Here is a 21,018-nt window from a genome sequence, read left to right as displayed (position 1 = left end):
GCAACGAGCGTCAGCATGGTCCGGCCGAGCCGGAAGGTCAAGGTGGCGGAAACACGCAGCAGCGTCGCGGCCGCCCGGGCCGCGTTCATCCGCAACTTCCGAGGTGCCCGCACTGCGTGCAGTAGTCGCAGCCGTCCTTTCGGATCATGGCGTGGGCGCCGCATTCCGGGCACTTGGCGCCCATCGAGGGCGAGGGTGCAGCAGCCGTCGGCGTCGAAACGTCCGGCGCCGTTGGCGCCGAGCCGCTTCGCTTCGCGATCAGCTGCTGAATCGCGTACGCGATGGCGCCGACTTCGGAGTCGTGCCACATGGGCACCTGGCTGCCATCGGCCTTCACGTGATGGCCCAGACGCACGGGACCGCGGTCCCATGCCACCTTGCGCATGTCGGCGAGCGCGCGTTCGAGGAAGCCCCCGCGTGCGGCCAGCGACAGCAGCCGCATGCTCGCGGTGATCCACTGCTGCGATTCGCCGCTCTGGCCCACGGGCATGAAGAACTCGATGGCCCGTTCCCGCCCGTCGGCCAGGGGCAGGAAGGACACCACCAGATAGAGCGTCTGCCGGCCCTGCTGCGTCCAGTACTCGATCTTCTCGGCGCTGGCATTCAAGGCACCCGTCGGACGACTCTCGATCATCGCGCGCATCGGGTCGGCCGCGGCGTTGTCAGCGCGCGAGGGCGCGCCCTCTTGCGCCGTCGGCGCGACCTCCAGCACCGACCCCAGGATGCTGTTGGGCCGGTAGGTGGCCAGTCCCTTCAGGTTGGCGGTCCAGGCGTGCAGGTAGAGTCCCTTGAAGTCTTCATAGGGGTAGTCAGCGGGCACGTTGACCGTCTTCGAGATGGCAGTGTCGACGAAGGGCTGCACCGCTTCCATCATCGCCAGATGGCCGGCCGCGGGCATCGACAGTGCCGAGACGAAGTAGGCGGGTAACGCGTCGGTGTCCCCACCCAGGGAGCGGTACAGGCGCCAGGCGTGATCTTCAACCTCGTACTCGGAGATGCTGCCGTCGGCTTCGCGCTTCTTGCGCCGATAGGTCCAGGAGAACGCCGGCTCGATGCCGTTCGAGGCGTTGTCGGCGAACGCCAGGCTCACGGTGCCGGTGGGTGCGATCGACACCAGATGGCTGTTGCGGATGCCATGCATGCGGATCTGCTCCTGCAATGCCTGGTCCAGGCGGCTGGCGAAGGTGCCGCGCGCGAGGTAGCGCTGCGCATCGAATAGTGGGAACGGACCCTTCTCGCGCGCCAGCGCCACCGACGCGGCGTAGGCGGCGTCGCGCAGGCTGCGTGCAATGCGCATGGCCATGGCCCGGCCCTCGGGCTGGTCATAGCGCTGGCACAGCATGGCCAACGTGTCGCCCAGCCCCGTGAAACCCACGCCGATGCGGCGCTTGGCCATGGCTTCGGCGCGCTGCTGCGGCAGCGGCCAGAAAGTGAGGTCCAGCACGTTGTCGAGCGCCCGGACCTGCAGTGCGACGGCTTCGTTGAAGCGCTGGAAATCGAACTGCGCCGCCCCGCCGATCCCGAACGGATGGTCGACGAAGCGCGGCAGGATGATCGGCCCGAGGTCACAGCAGCCGTAGGGCGGCAAGGGCTGCTCGCCGCAGGGATTGGTCGCCTCGATGTGCTCGCAGTAGCGCAGGTTGTTGTCGTTGTTGATGGCGTCCGTGAAAAGGATCCCCGGCTCGGCGAAGTCGTAGGCCGAACGCATGATCGTGTCCCACAGTTCTCGCGCCGGCAGGCGCCGGTAGATCCAGTGGCCGTCCAGGGCCTGCGTGGCGCCTCGCGCGATCAGTTCGGACCCCGGCTTGGCGCTGTGCACGAGCGCCCATTCCTCGTCGGCCGCCAGCGCGCGCATGAACTGGTCGCTGACCGCGACGGACACGTTGAAGTTGTTCCAGCGCCCCGGCGTCCGCTTGGCGGTGATGAACTCCTGCACGTCGGGGTGGTCGATGCGCAGCACACCCATCTGCGCGCCGCGGCGCGCCCCTGCGCTTTCGACGGTCGCGCAGGACCGGTCGAACACGTCGATGTAGCTGCACGGGCCCGAGGCCAGCGAAGCGGTGGCGCGCACCTGGGCGCCGCGCGGGCGGATACGGGAAAAGTCATAGCCCACGCCGCCGCCACGGCGCATGGTCTCCGCGGCCTCGCGCAGTGCCTCGTAGATGCCGGCATAGCCGGCCTCGTCCTGGCCTTGAATGCAGTCACCCACTGGCTGCACGAAACAATTGATCAACGTGGCATCGAGCTCGGTGCCGGCGGCACTCATGATGCGCCCGGCCCCAATGGCTCCTGCGCGCAGGTTGGCGAGGAAGCGCGCTTGCCACTGCGCGCGTTCGCCTTCGGCCTCCACCGACGCCAGCGCGCGCGCGACGCGCGCAAACAGGTCCTCGGCCTCCTGCTCGCCGGGCTTGAGGTACTTTTCCAGCAGCACGTCGCGGCTGATGGGCTGCACGGGCAGCAACGAGCCCAAACCAAGGTCGTCACGCTTCATACGACGGTCTTCTTGGTCGCGGCGCCCGAACGGCACGAGCCGGCGCCCGGGTCGAACAAGCGGTGCTCTTCGCGAGCGCTTGAGCGGGTATCGCCGCGCGCGGCGGGCCGCTGCGAACGGGTTGGGCTGGATATGACTGTGTGCTGATGCACGATGGGTCTCCTGAAGGGTGCTTGAGCTCGGCGATCAGACGCTCGAGCCGCCCGTGACCCACGTCCGGCAAGAGCCAGTTGGGCCGTCGACGATTGGCGAGCTGCAGGCGAGGTGCATTTGGCAGGGCGGGGTGCGACGCAGTGGCTAGATGATTCGGGAGAAGCGAGCGCGCTTGCGATCCGTTTGCAGATAGCGGTCGAAGACCATCGCCACGGCCCGTACGAAGAACCAGCCTTTGTCGGTGACCGTGAGATCGCGGTCCGTGAGGCAAACGAGGCCGTCCGCCTCCAGCTGGCCGAGAGCGGCCAGTTCGGACGCGAAGTAGTCACGAAAGGTGATCAGGTGGGCGATGTCGATCGACTCGAAGTCGACATGGCCCTGGCACATGATGGCCATGATCACCGCGCGACGCAGCACGTCGTCGCGCGACAGCGCGAGCCCGCGCACCACCGGCAGCCGTCCCTGGTTGAGATGGTCGTAGTAGTCCTCCAGGGTCTTTGCGTTCTGGCTGTAGGTGCCGCCAACCCTTCCGATCGCCGATACGCCAAGCGCGACAAGGTCGCAGTCCGGCTGCGTGCTGTAGCCTTGGAAATTGCGGTGCAGCCGACCTTGGCGTTTGGCGACAGCCAGGCTGTCGTCCGGCAACGCGAAGTGGTCCATGCCGATGTAGACATAGCCAGCGCAGGTGAGGGCGGCGATGGAGCGCGACAGCATCTCGATCTTCGTGGCCGCGTAAGGCAATTCGTCGGCGGCGATCCGGCGCTGCGGCTTGAACCTCTCGGGCAAGTGCGCGTAGGCATAGAGGGCGATGCGGTCCGGACGCAGCTCGCAGATCTGCGCCAACGTGCGGTCGAACGAGGCAGCGCTTTGACGCGGCAGTCCATAGATCAGGTCGACGTTGATGGACTGGAATTTCAGCTCGCGCGCCGAGGCGACCAGATCGAATACTTGTTGTGCCGGCTGGATGCGATGTACCGCTTGCTGGACGTCGGGGTCGAAGTCCTGGACACCGAAACTCAGCCGATTGAAGCCCAGCCGGGCCAGGTGGGCAAGACGGCCGGCGTCGACCGTGCGTGGATCGACCTCGATGGAGCATTCGGCGCCCGGCGCGAATGAAAAAGCGTCGCGCAGCATCCGCATCAGGTCGCTCAGCCCGTCATCGCTCAGGAAGGTCGGCGTCCCGCCACCAAGGTGAAGCTGGCTCACCGGCGTCCGTGCGCTCAATTGCGCCGCGTGCAGGGCGATCTCCTTCTCCAGGTACCCCAGGTACTCACGCGCACGGGAGGCATGCCGCGTGATGATCTTGTTGCACGCGCAGTAGTAGCACAGCGATGCACAGAACGGAATGTGGACGTAGAGGGAAATGGGGGTCATGACTGCGCTGATGCCCAGCCTTCGCTGCCGCGCCGCGGCACCGTAGTCGTCGGGGCCGAAGGCCTCGACAAAGCGGTCCGCCGTCGGATAGGACGTGTAGCGAGGCCCGGCCACATCGAAGCGGGCCAGCACGTCGGCCGAGACCGAAGACGGTGAGGTTTCGTGGGGCGGAGCCAGGACAGTGGACATCATTGCGTTCAACCAAGGAAAGGCAGGTCTTCACTGTGCCTTCGTCGCGCCGGTCGTTGGTTGATGCTTGTCAACATAAGCAGCCGGACCGCTCGGCAGGAGGCATCTGAACAACGATCCGGACGAGCGCCGATGACGACGATGACGCCGAGCGACTCGGCGCCCGGCGAGACGCTGGCGGGAGAGCGGTCGGATGCGGCGTCGAGGCCATGACTGCCGCGACGGTCAGGGGGCGACGTTGCGTTGTGTGCGGAGCTTGCACGCTGAAGCGCCCGCGCTGCGTGCTGCCGACGAGCAGCAGGTGGTCCAGATCAATACGGTCTCGGAGATCTCAGCTTCAGCGCTCGTTCGCAAGGGCATCCACCCGGGGTTCGAGCCGGGCTCGGCAGCAAATGGATCAGCGCGCAGCGCGCCTTGGTGCTTATCAGGAAAGCGCGCGGGCCAAGGTCAGCGCAGCACCAGCACGGGCACGTCGGAGTTCGCAAGCACATGCGCGGTTTCGCTGCCCAGGAAAGCTCGTGCCAGCCCTTTTCGTCCGTGCGAGGCCATCACGATGAGATCGCTGCCGTGCTTGATGGCGGCACCAATGATTGAATCGGCCACTCGATTCGATTTGACAGACGCCGTGCTGACCCGTACGCCGCATGCTTCGGCGCGCTTCTCTAGCGCCTCGAGCATGGTCTTGGCCTGCTCAGTGCGCCGGCACTCGATGCGGTCGATCTCCTCGGCTTCGAATTCGATGGTGCCGTCCATGTAGCTCTTGGCTTGCCGTCGTACCACGGTCACGGCCCTGAGCTCGGCCTTGTGCTCGGCAGCCAGGTCGATGGCTTTCGAGACGGCCTTTTCCGCCAGCACGGAGCCGTCAGTGGCAACAAGAATGCGCTTGAACATGAACTGTCTCCTCGGAGGTTGAGTTTCTGCAGCGTAGCCCCGCGGGGGCTTTGGAGCTTGATCCAGATCAAGCATGCACCCGGTTTCAAACGCAGAATGCGGCAAGCGAACGAGTACATGGACCTGCCGACGCACCCGAGAAGGCGACGACTGAGGGGAATGGTGAGCGCTCGTCGAGCGCGCGCGCAACATAGGAATGCAGCTGTATCCGAACGAGGAGCCGATCCCGATGACTGACCGAACTCGTGAGCGTGCCTGGGCCTATGGATCCCAGCAACAAGGCCGGGATCGGTGCGTCAGCAGTGGGGCGTATGCGATGTGCAGCATGTCCCACTTGGGCCTCGCTGTCTCGAACGTCTACGCGCGTCGACTCGTCGGCCGGCCGGATCTGCTGCATCGAACGCGCTCCACTTGTGCGGCCGCTGCCGCAACGCTGACATGCGCTCGATGAACAGAGCTCGGCAATGGACGCTGGGCGCCAAGCTGGCGCTGGTCGCCATGCCGTTCCTGTTGGCAGCCCTTGGCGCCATCGCGACCTTGGTCTACATGTCATGGCAGATCGAGGGGGGCGCCGCTGCGGTCAACGAAGCCGGGCGCATGCGCATGCAAACCTATCGGATGGTGCTGTCGGCTGGCGCGGGCGATGTGCGGGCGCTGTCACAGCAGGTGGCAGAGTTCGAGCGCAGCCTCCAGGGACTGCGCCGCGGCGACACCGAACGGCCGTTGTTCGTGCCCTGGGACGACACCGTGCGTCAACGCTTCGCCGTCGTCGAACGCGACTGGGCCGCCTTTCGCCGGCGCCTGAACGATTCGATGCCGCCGGGCGTCGCGACCCGCCTCGGCGAAGACGCCGTCGCGTTCACGTCGAGCATCGATGCATTCGTCGCCGGCATCGAGGCCCATTTGTCGCGATGGACTGCGCTGATGCATTTGCTGCAGGTCGCGATGATGGGCGTGGCGCTCATCGGCGCGGCGGTGCTGGTCCATACCGGTTACCGCTTCGTCCTGGAGCCGCTGGGATTGCTCAAGCGAGCGATTCATCGCCTCCAGGATGGCGATCTCGGCGCCCGCGTCGAGCGCACCAGCACGGACGAGTTCGGCACCCTGGCGGTGGGATTCAACAACATGGCCGAGCAGCTGCAGGCCATGTACCGGAATCTGGAAGGCCGGGTCCAGGAGAAGACGGCGCTGTTGGAGGAAGAGCGCGGCCGGCTGGAATGTCTCTATGAGGTGACGACGCTGGTCGCCAAGGCCTCGACACTCGACAAACTGGCGCAGGGGTTCACGCAGAGCATCGCGCAGATCGCACATGCCGACGGCGTCGCCTTGCGCTGGTCGGACGAGGCGAACCGCCGGTACCTGATGCTCGCCTCACAGGGCTTGCCGCAGGCGATGACCGATGCCGAGCATTGCCTGGCGGCAGGCGATTGCCATTGCGGCTCGCCGCTGGCATCGCCGGGCGCGCGTGTCATTCCGATCCGTACCATGCACCCCCTCCGGATGCGACATTGCGCCCAGGCCGGCTTCGAGACCGTGGTGTCCATACCGATCCGGCTGCATGAACGGCTGATGGGTGAGGTGGACCTCTTCTTCCACGCCCAGATCACGATCTCCGAAGCCGAGCGCTCCCTGCTCGAATCGCTCACGGTCCACCTCGCGGGCGCGATGGAGAACCTGCGCCTGAACTCGCTCGGGCTGGAGGCCGCCATCTCGCAGGAGCGCGGCTTCCTCGCGCGCGAGCTGCACGACTCGATTGCCCAGTCGCTCGCGTTCCTGAAGATCCAGGTCCAGCTCATGCGCGACGCGATCGCTGCCGGCGATCCGCTGAAGGTCGAGCACGTATTGGGCGAGATCGACGTCGGCGTGCGTGAGAGCTACGGCGACGTGCGGGAGCTGCTGATGCACTTCCGCACCCGGGCCAACAGCGAAGACATCGAACCCGCACTTCTCACGACGCTGCGAAAGTTCGAGCATCAGAGCGGCCTGAAGGCAAGCCTGCAGATGCTCGGCCAGGGCATGCCCTTGCTCCCGGACACTCAGATCCAGGTGCTGCACATCGTGCAGGAGGCGCTGTCGAATGTTCGCAAGCACGCCCGTGCCAGCCAGGTGTGGCTGGACGTGCAGCAGGCGCCGCAGTGGCGCCTCGAGGTGCGCGACGATGGCCTCGGGTTTCCCGATGGCCACGGCGCGCCCGACGAGACCCACGTGGGCCTGCGCATCATGGCGGAGCGCGCCGAACGCCTGGGTGCGCAGCTCGAAGTGATGTCCTCGCCCGGCCGCGGCACCTCTGTCGTCCTGACCCTGCCAATGATGTCCCGCACCGGTGGCGCGGTGGCGCCACTGCAACGCCAAGTCGCCTGAATCCCCATGACCGAGCTGCCCCCGAAGATCCGCATCCTGGTTGTCGACGACCACACGTTGTTCCGGCGTGGCCTGACGGCACTGCTGCATCGCGATCCGCAATTCGAGGTCGTCGGCGACGCCGGCGATGCGGGCGAGGCGCAGCGCCGCGCCCAGGAGTTGAAGCCCGACGTGATCCTGCTGGACAACCACCTGCCGGGCGTCACGGGCGTTGATGCCCTGCCGGCCCTGCGCGAAGCCGTGCCCGCGGCACGGGTGCTGATGCTGACGGTGAGCGAAGACGAACGTGACCTCGCGGGCGCGCTGCGCGCCGGCGCGAGCGGCTACCTGCTCAAGACCATCGAGGGCGATGCGCTGGCCGCGGCGATCCGTCGCGCCATGCGCGGCGAAAGCATCGTGGCCGAGGAGATGACCGGCAAGCTGGTGGCGGCCTACCGTGATGCCGCCGCGCCGCAGCCTGCCCAGGTTGTGGAGCCCGCGGCGCCGGCGTCGCCGCTGCACGCGCTGTCGCCGCGCGAGCAGGACATCCTGCGCGGTATCGCGAACGGCCAGGGCAACAAGGAGATCGCGCGCTCGCTGGGCATCGCCGAAACCACGGTGAAGATCCATGTGCAGCACATCCTGCGCAAGCTCGACGTGAGCTCGCGCGTGCAGGCTGCCGTTATCGCAGTCGAGCACGGCCTGGCTTGATCCAGCGCAAGCGCGCGGCGTTTTGCCACAGCGCTAGTTCTTCATGAGGATGCCGGCGAGCGGCCGCATCGTTCTTGTGCCGCCCGGCGGCCCTCCCACCGAAGGATGCCGCAAGCTCCCCGCATTTCCTAAAGTCGGTTCATGAGCAACGAGCGGACTTCGTCATGAGCAAGAAGAGCCAGGCACTGGCGGTGCTGATGGTCAGCACGCTGGCATTCACAGTGTGCTTCATGGTGTGGATGATGTTCGGCGTGATCGGCATCCCGATCAAGAAGACGCTGGGGCTCAACGCCACCGAGTTCGGCCTGCTGACCGCCACGCCGGTGCTCACCGGCTCCCTGATCCGCGTGCCCCTGGGCATCTGGACCGACAAGTACGGCGGGCGCATCGTGATGGCGCTGCTGATGGCGCTCACCGTGCCCGCCATCTGGCTGATGAGCCACGCGACGGCGTACTGGCACTTCCTGGTCATCGGCCTGTTCGTCGGCCTGGCCGGCGGCTCGTTCTCGGTGGGCACGCCGTATGTGGCGCGTTGGTTCCCGAAGAACCGCCAGGGCTTCGCGATGGGCGTCTACGGCGCCGGCAACTCGGGCGCGGCGGTCAACAAGTTCATCGCGCCGGCGCTGGTCGTCGCCTTTGGCTGGGCCATGGTGCCGCAGGTCTATGCCGCGGTCATGCTCGGTACCCTGCTGCTGTTCTGGATCTTCAGCGCGAGCGACCCGGCGCACCGCGTGCCGAGCCACACCCGCTTTTCGGACCAGCTGCGCGCGCTGAAGGACCCGAAGGTCATCAAGTACTGCCAGTACTACAGCATCGTGTTCGGCGGCTACGTGGCGCTGAGCCTGTGGATGGTGCAGTACTACATTGGCGAGTTCGGCCTCGACATCCGCGCCGCAGCGCTGCTGGCCGCGTGCTTTTCGCTGCCGGGCGGCGTGCTGCGCGCGGTGGGCGGCTGGCTGAGCGACAAGTACGGCGCGCATTCGGTCACCTGGTGGGTCATGTGGGTCAGCTGGATCTGTCTCTTCCTGCTGAGCTACCCGCAGACCGACTTCACTGTTCTCACCATCAACGGCCCGAAGACCTTTCATCTCGGCCTGAACGTCTACGCCTTCACCGCCCTGATGTTCCTGCTCGGCACCGCCTTCGCCTTCGGCAAGGCCTCGGTGTTCAAGTACATCGCCGACGACTACCCCGAGAACATCGGAACCATCAGCGGCATCGTCGGCCTGGCCGGCGGGCTGGGCGGCTTCGTGCTGCCGATCATGTTCGGCGCGCTGGTGGACTTCACCGGCATCCGCTCCAGCGCCTTCATGCTGATGTACGGCGTGGTCTGGGTGTCGCTGATCTGGATGTACTGGACCGAGGTGCGCGGCACCGAGGTCATGGGCCGGCGCGCGCACGCCTTCAGCCTCGACGGCCGCAGCGTTTCCCCCTCCTTGCAGGAACCCGCATGAACTCCACCATCGACACCAAGGCTCCGGTGCGGCCCAAGAACGGCGCCGACATCGCCGACTGGCGCCCCGAAGACGACGCCTTCTGGGCGTCCACCGGCCGGCGCATCGCCTACCGCAACCTGTGGATCTCCGTGCCCAGCCTGTTGTGCGGCTTCGCGATCTGGGGCATGTGGGGAATCATCACGGTTCAGATGCTGAACCTGGGCTTCCCGTTCAGCCAGGCCGAGCTGTTCTCGCTCACGGCGATCTCGGGGCTGGCCGGCGCGACGATGCGCATTCCGGCCTCGTTCCTGATTCGCCTCGCGGGTGGTCGCAACACCATCTTCCTGACCACCGCCATGCTGCTGGCGCCGGCCATCGGCACCGGCATCGTGCTGCAGCACAAGGACTGGCCTCTGTGGTCCTTCCAGCTGATGGCGCTGTGGTCGGGCGTGGGTGGCGGCAACTTCGCGAGCTCGATGTCCAACATCAGCACTTTCTTTCCCAAGCGGCTGCAGGGAACGGCATTGGGGCTGAACGCCGGCCTGGGCAACTTCGGCGTGACGAGCATGCAGATCGTCATTCCGCTGGTCATGACGCTCGGACTGTTCGGCGCGCTGGGTGGCGAACCGATGACGCTCGTCAAGGACAGCGGCTGGATCTTCGGAAAGATCGCGGCCGGCACGCCCACCTGGATCCAGAACGCGGGCTTCGCCTGGCTGCTGTCGCTGGTGCCGCTGGCGGCCTTGTGCTGGTTCGGCATGAACAACCTGAAGACCGTCTCGCCGAACACGGGTGGCACGATCGTCGCCTTCCTGAAGATCATCTGGCTCTACACGCTGTCGTTCGTTCCGGCCGGCCTCGGTCTGTACCTGTACCTGCCGCCGCCCACCGGCCTCGGGGTGCTGAACATGTGGGTCGCGATGCCGCTGATCATCGTCAGCACGCTGCTGGTGCTCAAGCTCACCGCCTTCGGCCCGATGAAGGAGAGCATTGCCAAGCAGTTCGAGATCTTCCGCAACCGGCACACCTGGGCGTTGACGCTGCTGTACATCGTGACCTTCGGCTCGTTCATCGGGTTCTCGATGGCGCTGCCGCTGGCCATCACGGTGATCTTCGGTGTCAGTCATGTGCCCGACGCGGCCGGCGTGATGCAGCACGTGCTGAAGAACCCGAATGCGCCTTCGGCGCTCACCTACGCCTGGATCGGGCCCTTCGTCGGCGCGGCAATGCGGCCGCTGGGCGGTTGGATCTCGGACAAGATCGGTGGCTCGATCGTCACCCAGATCATCTCGGCGGTGATGGTGCTCGCCTCGACGGCGGTGGGCTACGTGATGATGCTGGCCTACCGCTCGGCCGCGCCCGAGCAGTACTTCCTGATCTTCATGGTGCTGTTCGTGGTCCTGTTCACCGCCAGCGGGATCGGCAACGGCTCGACCTTCCGCACCATCGGCGTGATCTTCGACCGCCAGCAGGCCGGCCCCGTGCTCGGCTGGACCTCGGCCGTGGCGGCCTACGGGGCCTTCATCGCACCGGTAGTGATCGGCGCCCAGATCAAGGCCGCCACGCCCGAGCTCGCCATGTACGGCTTCGCGGCGTTCTACGCCCTGTGCCTCATTCTCAACTGGTGGTTCTACCTGCGCGCCAACGCGTACGTGCAGAACCCCTGAGCCATTGAATTTTCCGGAGACCCTCCAATGAGCCATTTCCTAGACCGTCTCAGCTATTTCAGCCAGCCCAGAGAGTCCTTCTCCGGCGACCACGGCGTCACCACCGGCGAAGATCGCACGTGGGAAGATGCCTACCGCAATCGCTGGGCGCACGACAAGATCGTGCGCTCGACCCACGGCGTGAACTGCACCGGCTCGTGCTCGTGGAAGATCTACGTCAAGGGCGGCATCGTCACCTGGGAAACCCAGCAGACCGACTACCCGCGCACACGCTGGGACATGCCCAACCACGAGCCGCGCGGCTGCGCGCGTGGCGCCAGCTACAGCTGGTACCTGTACAGCGCCAACCGCGTCAAGTATCCGATGGTGCGCAGCAGGCTCTTGAAGAGCTGGCGCGAGGCGCGCGTCGCACACGACCCGGTCGACGCATGGGCGTCGATCGTCGAGGACGATGCCAAGCGCCGCGACTACCAGCAGGTGCGGGGCCTCGGCGGCTTCGTGCGCTCGTCGTGGGACGAGGTCAACGAGATCGTCGCCGCGGCCAACGTCTACACGATCAAGAAGCACGGCCCCGACCGGATCATCGGCTTCTCGCCGATCCCGGCGATGTCGATGATCAGCTACGCCGCGGGCAGCCGCTACCTCAGCCTGATCGGCGGTGTGTGCATGAGCTTCTACGACTGGTACTGCGACCTGCCGCCGGCAAGCCCGCAGGTCTGGGGCGAGCAGACCGACGTGCCCGAATCGGCCGACTGGTACAACTCGAGCTTCATCATCGCCTGGGGTTCCAACGTGCCGCAGACGCGCACGCCGGACGCGCACTTCTTCACCGAGGTGCGCTACAAGGGAGCGAAGACGGTGGCGGTGACGCCGGACTATTCCGAGGTCGCCAAGCTGGCGGACATCTGGATGCACCCGAAGCAGGGCACCGACGCGGCGGTGGCGATGGCGATGGGCCATGTGATCCTGAAGGAGTTCTACTTTCCCGATGGCGGCCGCGAGCGCAGTGCCTACTTCGACGACTACGTGCGCCGCTACACCGACATGCCGATGCTGGTGATGCTCAAGGAACACCAGCTGCCCGGCGGCGAAGTCGTCATGGTGCCCGACCGCTATGTGCGCGCCTCGGACTTCAACGGCAAGCTCGGCCAGGCCAACAATCCGGAATGGAAGACCGTCGCCTTCGACGACGAGGGCAAGGTGGTGCTGCCGCACGGCGCGATCGGCTTCCGCTGGGGGCCTGACGGACGCGCAGACGAAGGGCAGTGGAACCTCGAGGCCAAGGAGGCGCGCCACGGCAACGAGGTGAAGCTTCGGCTGTCGGTGCTGGAGGGCGAGCAGCCGAGCACCGAGACCGCTCGGGTCGGCTTCCCCTATTTCGGCGGCCTTGTCAGCGAGCATTTCCCCGGCAACGAGCAGACCGAGGTGCTGGTGCGCACCGTGCCGGTCAGGCGCATCGCGCTCGGCAAGGCAGGCGAGCAGCGAGACGCGCTGGTGGCGACCGTGTTCGACCTGCAGGTGGCGAACTACGGCGTGGCGCGCGGGCTGAGCGGCGAGCTGGCGGCCAGCAGCTTCGACGACGACACCCCCTACACGCCGGCCTGGCAGGAGCGCATCACCGGCACCCCGCGCGCGCAGCTGATCACGGTGGCACGCCAGTTCGCCGAGAACGCGCACAGGACGCAGGGCAAGTCGATGGTGATCATCGGCGCGGCGATGAACCACTGGTATCACAGCGACATGAACTACCGCGGCGTGATCAACATGCTCATGATGTGCGGCTGCATCGGGAAAAGCGGTGGTGGCTGGTCGCACTACGTGGGCCAGGAAAAGCTGCGCCCGCAGACCGGCTGGACCGCGCTGGCCTTCGCGCTCGACTGGATCCGCCCGCCGCGCCAGATGAACAGCACCAGCTTCTTCTACGCGCACACCGACCAGTGGCGCTACGAGAAACTGGGCATGGAAGAAGTGCTCTCGCCGCTGGCCGACAAGAAGGCGCACGCGGGCAGCATGATCGACTACAACGTGCGCGCCGAGCGCATGGGCTGGCTGCCCAGCGCGCCACAGCTGCAGACCAATCCGCTGCAGGTGGTGCGCGACGCGCAGGCTGCCGGCATCGATCCGAAGGACTACGCGGTCCGCTCCCTGAAGGATGGCTCGCTGAAGATGAGCTGCACGGACCCCGACCACCCGGACAACTGGCCGCGCAACATGTTCGTGTGGCGCTCCAACATCCTGGGCTCCAGCGGCAAGGGCCATGAATACTTCCTCAAGCACCTGCTCGGCACCAGCAACGGCGTGCAGGGCAAGGACCTCGGCGCAGAGGAGGCGAAGCCCGAAGAGGTCGTGTGGCACGACAAGGCGCCCGAAGGCAAGCTCGATCTGCTGGTGACGCTCGACTTCCGCATGAGCACCACCTGCCTCTACAGCGACATCGTGCTGCCGACGGCCACCTGGTACGAGAAGAACGACCTCAACACCAGCGACATGCACCCTTTCATCCACCCGCTGTCCACGGCGGTGGACCCGGCCTGGCAGTCGCGCAGCGACTGGGACATCTACAAGGGCTTTGCCAGGAAGTTCAGCGAGGTCTGCGTCGGCCATCTCGGTGTCGAGCGTGAGCTGGTGCTGACACCCCTGATGCATGACAGCCCCTCGGAACTGGCCCAGCCCTTCGAGGTCCGCGACTGGAAGCGCGGGGAGTGCGAGCTGGTGCCGGGCAAGACCGCGCCCAACCTGCAGGTGGTCGAGCGCGACTACCCCAATGTCTACAAGCGCTTCACGGCGCTGGGACCGCTGATGGGAAAGGCCGGCAACGGCGGCAAGGGGATCGGCTGGAACACGCAAACCGAAGTGCGGCAGCTCGGCGAACTCGCCGGCTTCGTCACCGATCCCGGTGTCACCTGCGGAATGCCGAAGATCGAGAGCGACATCGACGCCGCAGAGGTGGTGCTGATGCTGGCGCCCGAGACCAACGGCCACGTGGCGGTGAAGGCCTGGCAGGCGTTGGGCAAGCAGACCGGGCGCGATCACACGCACCTGGCGATCCACCGGGAGGACGAGAAGATCCGCTTTCGCGACATCCAGGCGCAGCCGCGCAAGATCATCAGTTCGCCGACCTGGAGCGGCATCGAGAGCGAGACCGTCTCGTACAACGCCGGCTACACCAACGTGCACGAGCTGATTCCGTGGCGCACGCTGACCGGACGGCAGCAGTTCTACATGGACCATCCGTGGATGATCGCGTTCGGCGAGGGCTTTGCCAGCTACCGCCCGCCGGTGGACCTGAAGACCACCGCAGGGATCCAGGGCGTCAAGCCGAACGGCAACCCCGAGATCGCGCTGAACTTCATCACGCCGCACCAGAAGTGGGGCATCCACTCGACCTACACCGACAACCTGCTGATGCTCACCCTCAGCCGCGGCGGGCCCTGTGTGTGGATCAGCGAGGACGATGCGAAGCGCGTGGGCATCGTCGACAACGACTGGATCGAGCTGTTCAACCTCAACGGTGCCATTGCGGCGCGCGCGGTGGTGAGCCAGCGCGTCAAGCCGGGCATGGTGATGATGTACCACGCGCAGGAAAAGATCGTGAACACGCCGGGCTCCGAGATCACCGGCGCGCGCGGCGGGATCCACAACTCGGTGACCCGGATCGTGCTCAAGCCCACCCACATGATCGGCGGCTACGCGCAGTTCAGCTACGGCTTCAACTACTACGGAACCATCGGCACCAACCGCGACGAGTTCGTCGTGGTGCGCAAGATGAACCGGATCGACTGGCTGGACACGCCGGTCGCCGATGAACTGATCCGCCCCGTGCAGGCCCAAGGAGAAGTCGCATGAAGATTCGCGCACAGATCGGCATGGTGCTCAACCTGGACAAGTGCATCGGCTGCCACACCTGTTCCGTCACCTGCAAGAACGTCTGGACCAGCCGCCCCGGCATGGAGTACGCCTGGTTCAACAATGTCGAGACCAAGCCCGGGATCGGCTACCCGAAGGAGTGGGAGAACCAGGACAAGTGGAACGGTGGCTGGGTGCGCAAGGCCAACGGCGCGATCGAGCCGCGGCAGGGGGCGAAGTGGAAGCTGCTGATGCGCATCTTCGCCAACCCGAACCTGCCCGAGATCGACGACTACTACGAGCCCTTCACCTTCGATTACGGCCACCTGCAGTCGGCGCCGGAGATGAAGGCGACGCCCACGGCCCGTCCGCGCAGCCTGATTACCGGCAAGCAGATGGACAAGATCGTGTGGGGTCCGAACTGGGAGGAGATCCTCGGTGGCGAGTTTTCCGGGCGCAGCAAGGACAAGAATCTGGATGGATTCGAGCAGATGCAGAAGGACATGCTCGGTCAGTTCGAGAACACCTTCATGATGTACCTGCCGCGGCTGTGCGAGCACTGCCTGAACCCGGCGTGCGTCGCGTCGTGCCCGTCGGGCTCGATCTACAAGCGCGAGGAAGACGGCATCGTGCTGATCGACCAGGACAAGTGCCGCGGCTGGCGCATGTGCGTGAGCGGCTGCCCGTACAAGAAGATCTACTACAACTGGAAGAGCGGCAAGGCCGAGAAGTGCATCTTCTGCTACCCGCGCATCGAGGCCGGCCAGCCGACCGTGTGCAGCGAGACCTGTGTCGGCCGCATCCGCTACCTGGGCGTGCTGCTGTATGACGCGGACCGGATCCAGGAGGCCGCCAGCGTCGAGCACGACCGCGACCTGTACCAGGCGCAGCTCGACATCTTCCTCGACCCGAACGACCCGAAGGTGATCGCGCAGGCGCGCCTCGACGGCATCCCCGACAAGTGGATGGAGGCCGCGCGCAATAGCCCGGTCTACAAGATGGCGGTGGAATGGAAGGTGGCATTGCCGCTGCATCCCGAATACCGCACTTTGCCGATGGTCTGGTACGTGCCGCCGCTGTCGCCGATCAGCGCCGCGGCCAACGCGGGGCATGTGGGCAGCAACGGCGAGATCCCCGACGTCAACCAGCTTCGCATTCCGGTCAAGTACCTGGCCAATCTGCTGACCGCCGGCGACACCGTGCCCGTCCTGAAGGCGCTCGAACGCATGCTGGCCATGCGCGCCTACCAGCGCGAGAAGCATGTCGACGGGCGCATCAACCAGGCCGTGCTGGCGCAGGTCGGCATCAGCCAGGCGCAGGTCGAGGAGATGTACCAGGTGATGGCGATCGCCAACTACGAGGACCGGTTTGTGATCCCCACGACCCACCGCGAATACGCGGAGAACACCTTCAATGTGCGCGGCGGCTGTGGCTTCACGTTCGGCAACGGATGCTCGGAAGGAACCAGCGAAGTCAGCCTGTTTGGCAGCGAGAAGAAGCGCTCGATTCCCATTCGGGCGGAGGTTTGACCATGTTCGCACTGAACTCCCAGCGCCCGATGACGAAGAGCCTGCGCGTGCTCGCGGCGCTGCTCGGCTACCCCGATGGGCGGCTGCGCAGCGATCTGCCGGAGATGCGCGAGCTGCTGCAGGACGAGCGTGCCCTGTCGCCTTCGCGCCTTGCCGAGCTCGATGCGCTGATGGACATGCTGTGGCGTGCCGACGCCCTGGAGGCTGAATCCGACTATGTCGAGCTGTTCGACCGGGGTCGTGGCACCTCCTTGCACCTGTTCGAGCATGTGCACGGCGATTCGCGCGAGCGCGGCCCGGCAATGATCGATCTGGGACAGACCTACGAGAAGGCCGGCCTGATCTTGGCCGAGGGCGAGCTGCCCGACTACTTGCCGGCCGTGCTGGAGTTTGTCTCCACGCAACCGGTGCGCGAGGCGCGGGCCTTCCTCGGTGAGATGGCGCACATCCTGAATGCCATCTTCGGCGCACTGCAGCACCGCAACAGTCCCTACGCGAGCGTGCTCGGCGCGCTGCTGGAACTGGCCGGCGAGAAGGCGCAACCGGTCAAGCCGCCGGCCGAGGAGGCGCTCGACGAGAGCTGGGCCGAACCGGTCGTGTTCGATGGCTGCTCGTCGAAGGGCCAGGCCAAGCCAGGCCAGGCGCAACCCATTCACATCGTGCGCAAGAGCCACGTGACACAAGGAGCATCGTCATGACAGGCGTGTATGGTTTTCTCTTCCAGGTCTATCCGTATGTCTGCTTCATGGTGTTCGTGATAGGCAGCCTGATCCGCTTCGACCAGAGTCAATACAGCTGGAAGAGCGACTCTTCCCAGATGCTGCGGGTCGGCAGTTTGCGCTGGGGCAGCAACCTGTTCCACTTCGGCGTCCTGTTCCTGTTCTTCGGTCACATGGTCGGGCTGTTCACGCCGCACAGCGTCTACGGCATCTTCATGAGTGCGGCGACCAAGCAGATGCTGGCCGTCGTGGCAGGCGGCATCGCGGGCGCGCTGTGCTTCGTCGGCCTGACGCTGCTGCTGCACCGGCGCGTGTTCGATCCGCGCATCCGCCTCACCAGCCATCCCACGGACATCGCGGTGCTGGTGGTGCTGTGGGTCCAGCTCGTGGTCGGGCTGATCACGCTGCCGTTCTCGTGGCAGCATGCCGACGGCAGCGTGATGCTGATCCTGGCGGACTGGGCGCAGCGCATCGTGACGCTGCGGCCGGTGGATGCCACGGCGCTGGCCGCCCTGCCGTGGCCCTACCAGTTCCACATCGTGTTCGGCATGACGATCTTCCTGCTGTTCCCGTTCAGCCGGCTGGTGCATGTGTGGAGTGGCTTCGGGACGGTCCGATTCCTGTTCCGCTCACACCAGGTCGTGCGCAGCCGCCGGCTGAACGTGCCAGCTGGCCACAACCAGCCGCGTGAGCCCCGCGCCGGCGCATGAGCTCCAGGAGAAATACCTTCATGAATGTCGATACTGTCAATCCCGGCGCCGCGCCCCACGCCATCGCGCCCCGGGTGGCGCGCATCAATGACGTGGCCCTCCACGGCGCGGCCGAAGCCCTGTCGATCGAGGAACTGCGTCAGCGCGCGTGTTCCGAGTTGCTGCGTCAGGCAGCCATCCACGGCGGCCTGCTGCCATCCACGGACGCGGCGCCCGGCGACGGCGTGCTCAGCGAGGCCGCCTCCCAGGCCATCGACGCCTGGCTGGAACGCGAACTGCAGTTGCCCGAGCCGTCCGAGGAAGCCTGCCGGCGCCACCATGCGGCGCACGCGGCGCGCTACCGGACGGGACAGCGCGTGCGGATGCGGCATGTCCTGTTCGCAGTGACGCCGGGCATGGACGTGGTGGCATTGCGCAACCGCGCAGAGGCCTGCCTGCTCGATGTCCGCTGCCACGACGGCAAAGCGAGTGGCGGCGCCAGCGCGGGCTTCGAGCGGGCCGCCCGCGCGCTGTCCAACTGTCCGAGCGGTGAGCAGGGGGGTGAGCTGGGGTGGCTGACACCGGCCGACTGCGCCCCCGAGTTCGCTCGGGAGATCTTCGGTCATGTCGAGGTCGGCGTTCTGCCGCGCCTGGTGCACAGTCGCTTCGGCCTGCACGTGGTGGAGGTGCTGGAGCGCGAGGGCGGCGAGCCGCAGCCCTTCGAGTCGGTGCGCGGCGCGGTCGCGATGGCGCTGCGCCAGCAGACCTATGTGACGGCGCTGCGCCAGTGCCTTCAGCTGCTGGCCGGCCAGGCCACGGTCGAGGGCGTGGACCTCGATGCGGCCGAGACGCCGCTGGTCCAGTAGTCGCCGCAGGCGGTGCGCGATGCCCGACGACCTGCTGCAGCGGCTACGGCGCTTCCACGACGACTATTTTCCCGGTGTGCAGGACCGCTTCCAAAGCCTGGTGCGCGACGGCCAGCATCCGAACATCCTGTTCATCGGCTGTTCCGATTCGCGCCTCGTGCCCTACCTGCTGACCGGCACCGGGCCCGGCGAGCTGTTCATCGTCCGCAACGTCGGCGCGCTGGTGCCGCCGCACGATGGCTCCGCCGGCTATCACGGAACGGCCGCCGCGATCGAGTTCGCCGTGCTCCGCCTGGGCGTCGAGCGCATCGTCGTCTGTGGCCATAGCCATTGCGGCGGCATCCGGGCGCTGTACGAGGAGAACGTGCCGCAGGCGACCAACCTCGCGGCCTGGCTCGACCTCGCGCGCGAGGCCGTGCTGCCGGTGCGGGTGACGCCTGAGGCGCTGCGTCGCACCGAGCAGCGCTGCGTCGTGCTGCAGCTGGAACGACTGATGGGCTACCCGATGGTGCGCGAGCGCGTCGAGTCGGGCCGGCTCGCGCTGCACGGCTGGCACTATGTGATCGAGGAGGGCGAGGTTCATGTCTTCGACCTGCGCAGCGGAAGCTTCGTGCCGGCGTCCGACGCCGACCACAGCGGCACCGGCCCGTTCGACCACGCGCCGGTCGACGATGGCAGCGGCACCGGCATCTTCAACGAGATCGACGAAGCACTGGCGCCGGCGCGGCGCAGCGCGGCGCAAGGTTGACCTTCGTCAACACCACGTTCGCAGCGAAGCACTACCGTGCAGGGGTTTCAACACACACGCGGCGCGCACGCGCTTTGCCGCGGCCGCAATGACCACTGCCACCCACCTCGACCCCATCTCTGACACCGGCGACACCGCCGACACCGCCGATCAACTGATGGCGTTGCTGCGCGAATGCGGCCTGAGACCGCTGCGTCTGGGTGAGCGAACCCTCCTGCCAATCGTCCAGGGCGGCATGGGTGTCGGCGTGTCGGCGCATCGCCTCGCCGGCAGCGTCGCTGCGCTCGGCGCGATGGGCACGATCTCGTCCGTCGACCTGCGGCGCCATCATCCGGACCTGATGGAGCGCACCCGCGACCTGCAGCCGGGAGTGGCCGCCACGCGCCATGCCAAGGAAGCCATCAACGCGGCCAATCTCGAAGCGCTGGCGCGCGAGATCCGTGCCGCGCGCGAGCGCTCGGGCGGGCGCGGCCTGCTCGCAATCAACGTGATGCGCGCGGTGGGCGAGTACAGCCCGTCGGTGACGCGCGCGCTCGAATGCGGGATCGATGCGGTGGTGGTCAGCGCCGGCTTGCCGCTCGACCTGCCCGAGCTCGCGCAGGACCACCCCCGCGCGCTGCTCGTGCCCATCCTGTCGGATGCGCGCGGCGTGCAGCTGCTGGTTCGCAAGTGGGAGCGCAGAAAGCGCCTGCCCGACGCGATCGTGATCGAACACCCGCGGCTGGCCGGCGGCCACCTCGGCGCCGCGAGGATCGCCGATCTGGCCGACCCGCGCTTCGACTTCGAGAACGTCATTCCGCAATCGCTCACATTCCTGCGCACGGCGGGAATCGAGAAGGAGATCCCGCTGATCGCGGCCGGTGGCATCCGCCGCTTCGAAGATATCGCGCGCGTGCAGGCGCTGGGCGCCGCCGCCGTGCAGCTCGGCACGCCCTTTGCCGTCACGCAGGAGTGCGACGCGCACCCCGAATTCAAGCGCGTGCTGGCGCAGGCGCGCGATGAGGACTTGGTCGAGTTCACGAGCGTGGCCGGCCTGCCTGCGCGTGCCGTGGCAACCCGGTGGCTGAAAGGCTACCTGAAGGCCGAGGCGAAGCTGCAGAGCGTGGCGCATGTCAAGCCGCGCTGCACGCTCGCCTTCGACTGCCTGGCGCAATGCGGGTTGCGCGACGGGCTGGCCGGCTGGGGCCAGTTCTGCATCGACACCCAGTTGGCTGCCGCCCTGCGCGGCGACGTGAAGAAGGGCTTGTTCTTCCGCGGCGTGGGCGCGCTCCCATTCGGCGACCAGATCCGCAGCGTGCGCGAGCTCCTGGCTCGGCTGTTGGCGCCGCACGAGGCCGCGCCCTCGCTCGGCGTCAACGCGTCCTGAGCG

Annotated in this window: 14 protein-coding genes; 11 read left to right on the top strand and 3 right to left on the bottom strand. The window is 66.6% G+C overall.

All coding sequences use genetic code 11. The features are described from left to right. Positions 1-85: 85 nt before the first annotated feature. The 3 genes from ACSQ9I_RS35190 to ACSQ9I_RS35180 form a co-directional block, all read right to left on the bottom strand. Positions 86-2,491, bottom strand: coding sequence for an adenosylcobalamin-dependent ribonucleoside-diphosphate reductase (locus tag ACSQ9I_RS35190; protein WP_436316603.1), 2,406 nt, complete (start codon positions 2,489-2,491; stop codon positions 86-88). A 297-nt stretch (positions 2,492-2,788) separates the two neighbouring features. Then, on the bottom strand, positions 2,789-4,207 hold the full coding sequence (gene hemN, locus ACSQ9I_RS35185) for an oxygen-independent coproporphyrinogen III oxidase (protein WP_436317112.1): 1,419 nt from the start codon (positions 4,205-4,207) through the stop codon (positions 2,789-2,791). Between the two features lie 447 nt (positions 4,208-4,654). Next, the gene (locus ACSQ9I_RS35180) at positions 4,655-5,098 is read right to left on the bottom strand and encodes a universal stress protein (RefSeq protein WP_436316602.1); all 444 of its coding nucleotides are present in this window, start codon (positions 5,096-5,098) and stop codon (positions 4,655-4,657) included. 447 nt (positions 5,099-5,545) lie between these two features. On the opposite strand from ACSQ9I_RS35180, the gene ACSQ9I_RS35175 reads away from it, so the two are divergent. From ACSQ9I_RS35175 to ACSQ9I_RS35125, 11 genes are all read left to right on the top strand, one after another. After that, positions 5,546-7,459, top strand: a complete 1,914-nt coding sequence (locus ACSQ9I_RS35175) for a type IV pili methyl-accepting chemotaxis transducer N-terminal domain-containing protein (protein ID WP_436316601.1) — start codon at positions 5,546-5,548, stop codon at positions 7,457-7,459. 6 nt (positions 7,460-7,465) lie between these two features. Continuing rightward, entirely contained in the window at positions 7,466-8,149 is a 684-nt protein-coding gene (locus ACSQ9I_RS35170; RefSeq protein WP_436306436.1) for a response regulator, read from the top strand. Positions 8,150-8,313: 164 nt separating this feature from the next. Next, a complete protein-coding gene (locus ACSQ9I_RS35165; RefSeq protein WP_436316600.1) occupies positions 8,314-9,603 on the top strand; it encodes an MFS transporter in 1,290 nt (429 codons plus the stop codon). Beyond that, a complete protein-coding gene (locus tag ACSQ9I_RS35160) occupies positions 9,600-11,252 on the top strand; it encodes an MFS transporter (RefSeq protein ID WP_436316598.1) in 1,653 nt (550 codons plus the stop codon). Before ACSQ9I_RS35165 ends, ACSQ9I_RS35160 begins: the two co-directional genes overlap by 4 nt. 27 nt (positions 11,253-11,279) lie before the next feature. Continuing rightward, entirely contained in the window at positions 11,280-15,098 is a 3,819-nt protein-coding gene (locus ACSQ9I_RS35155; RefSeq protein WP_436316597.1) for a nitrate reductase subunit alpha, read from the top strand. Further along, positions 15,095-16,627, top strand: coding sequence for a nitrate reductase subunit beta (narH, locus tag ACSQ9I_RS35150; protein WP_436316596.1), 1,533 nt, complete (start codon positions 15,095-15,097; stop codon positions 16,625-16,627). The genes ACSQ9I_RS35155 and narH overlap by 4 nt, the downstream gene beginning before the upstream one ends. Before the next feature lie 2 nt (positions 16,628-16,629). Beyond that, the gene (narJ, locus tag ACSQ9I_RS35145; protein ID WP_436316595.1) at positions 16,630-17,325 is read left to right on the top strand and encodes a nitrate reductase molybdenum cofactor assembly chaperone; all 696 of its coding nucleotides are present in this window, start codon (positions 16,630-16,632) and stop codon (positions 17,323-17,325) included. Next, positions 17,322-18,056, top strand: a complete 735-nt coding sequence (gene narI, locus ACSQ9I_RS35140; protein WP_436316594.1) for a respiratory nitrate reductase subunit gamma — start codon at positions 17,322-17,324, stop codon at positions 18,054-18,056. Before narJ ends, narI begins: the two co-directional genes overlap by 4 nt. A gap of 20 nt (positions 18,057-18,076) precedes the next feature. Further along, complete coding sequence (locus ACSQ9I_RS35135; protein WP_436316592.1) at positions 18,077-18,901, top strand: peptidylprolyl isomerase; 825 nt, start codon at positions 18,077-18,079, stop codon at positions 18,899-18,901. 19 nt (positions 18,902-18,920) lie between these two features. Further along, a complete protein-coding gene (locus ACSQ9I_RS35130; protein ID WP_436316591.1) occupies positions 18,921-19,649 on the top strand; it encodes a carbonic anhydrase in 729 nt (242 codons plus the stop codon). Between the two features lie 157 nt (positions 19,650-19,806). Continuing rightward, a complete protein-coding gene (locus tag ACSQ9I_RS35125) occupies positions 19,807-21,015 on the top strand; it encodes an NAD(P)H-dependent flavin oxidoreductase (RefSeq protein ID WP_436317111.1) in 1,209 nt (402 codons plus the stop codon). Positions 21,016-21,018: the final 3 nt, after the last annotated feature.

It is taken from the genome of Variovorax sp. LjRoot84 (assembly GCF_964254305.1).
Lineage (GTDB): Bacteria > Pseudomonadota > Gammaproteobacteria > Burkholderiales > Burkholderiaceae_C > Variovorax.
Note: the sequence above shows the minus strand (reverse complement) of the source record. Positions and strands in the feature narration are given on the sequence as shown.

Excerpts from the sequence above, each read along its gene's own strand:
- ACSQ9I_RS35170 (WP_436306436.1), top strand. The coding sequence starts at position 7,466 with ATGACCGAGCTGCCCCCGAAGATCCGCATCCTGGTTGTCGACGACCAC.
- hemN (WP_436317112.1), bottom strand. The coding sequence starts at position 4,207 with ATGTCCACTGTCCTGGCTCCGCCCCACGAAACCTCACCGTCTTCGGTC.
- narI (WP_436316594.1), top strand. The coding sequence starts at position 17,322 with ATGACAGGCGTGTATGGTTTTCTCTTCCAGGTCTATCCGTATGTCTGC.
- ACSQ9I_RS35130 (WP_436316591.1), top strand. The coding sequence starts at position 18,921 with ATGCCCGACGACCTGCTGCAGCGGCTACGGCGCTTCCACGACGACTAT.
- ACSQ9I_RS35125 (WP_436317111.1), top strand. The coding sequence starts at position 19,807 with ATGGCGTTGCTGCGCGAATGCGGCCTGAGACCGCTGCGTCTGGGTGAG.
- narH (WP_436316596.1), top strand. The coding sequence starts at position 15,095 with ATGAAGATTCGCGCACAGATCGGCATGGTGCTCAACCTGGACAAGTGC.
- ACSQ9I_RS35165 (WP_436316600.1), top strand. The coding sequence starts at position 8,314 with ATGAGCAAGAAGAGCCAGGCACTGGCGGTGCTGATGGTCAGCACGCTG.
- ACSQ9I_RS35160 (WP_436316598.1), top strand. The coding sequence starts at position 9,600 with ATGAACTCCACCATCGACACCAAGGCTCCGGTGCGGCCCAAGAACGGC.
- ACSQ9I_RS35155 (WP_436316597.1), top strand. The coding sequence starts at position 11,280 with ATGAGCCATTTCCTAGACCGTCTCAGCTATTTCAGCCAGCCCAGAGAG.
- ACSQ9I_RS35135 (WP_436316592.1), top strand. The coding sequence starts at position 18,077 with ATGAATGTCGATACTGTCAATCCCGGCGCCGCGCCCCACGCCATCGCG.
- ACSQ9I_RS35180 (WP_436316602.1), bottom strand. The coding sequence starts at position 5,098 with ATGTTCAAGCGCATTCTTGTTGCCACTGACGGCTCCGTGCTGGCGGAA.
- narJ (WP_436316595.1), top strand. The coding sequence starts at position 16,630 with ATGTTCGCACTGAACTCCCAGCGCCCGATGACGAAGAGCCTGCGCGTG.
- ACSQ9I_RS35175 (WP_436316601.1), top strand. The coding sequence starts at position 5,546 with ATGAACAGAGCTCGGCAATGGACGCTGGGCGCCAAGCTGGCGCTGGTC.
- ACSQ9I_RS35190 (WP_436316603.1), bottom strand. The coding sequence starts at position 2,491 with ATGAAGCGTGACGACCTTGGTTTGGGCTCGTTGCTGCCCGTGCAGCCC.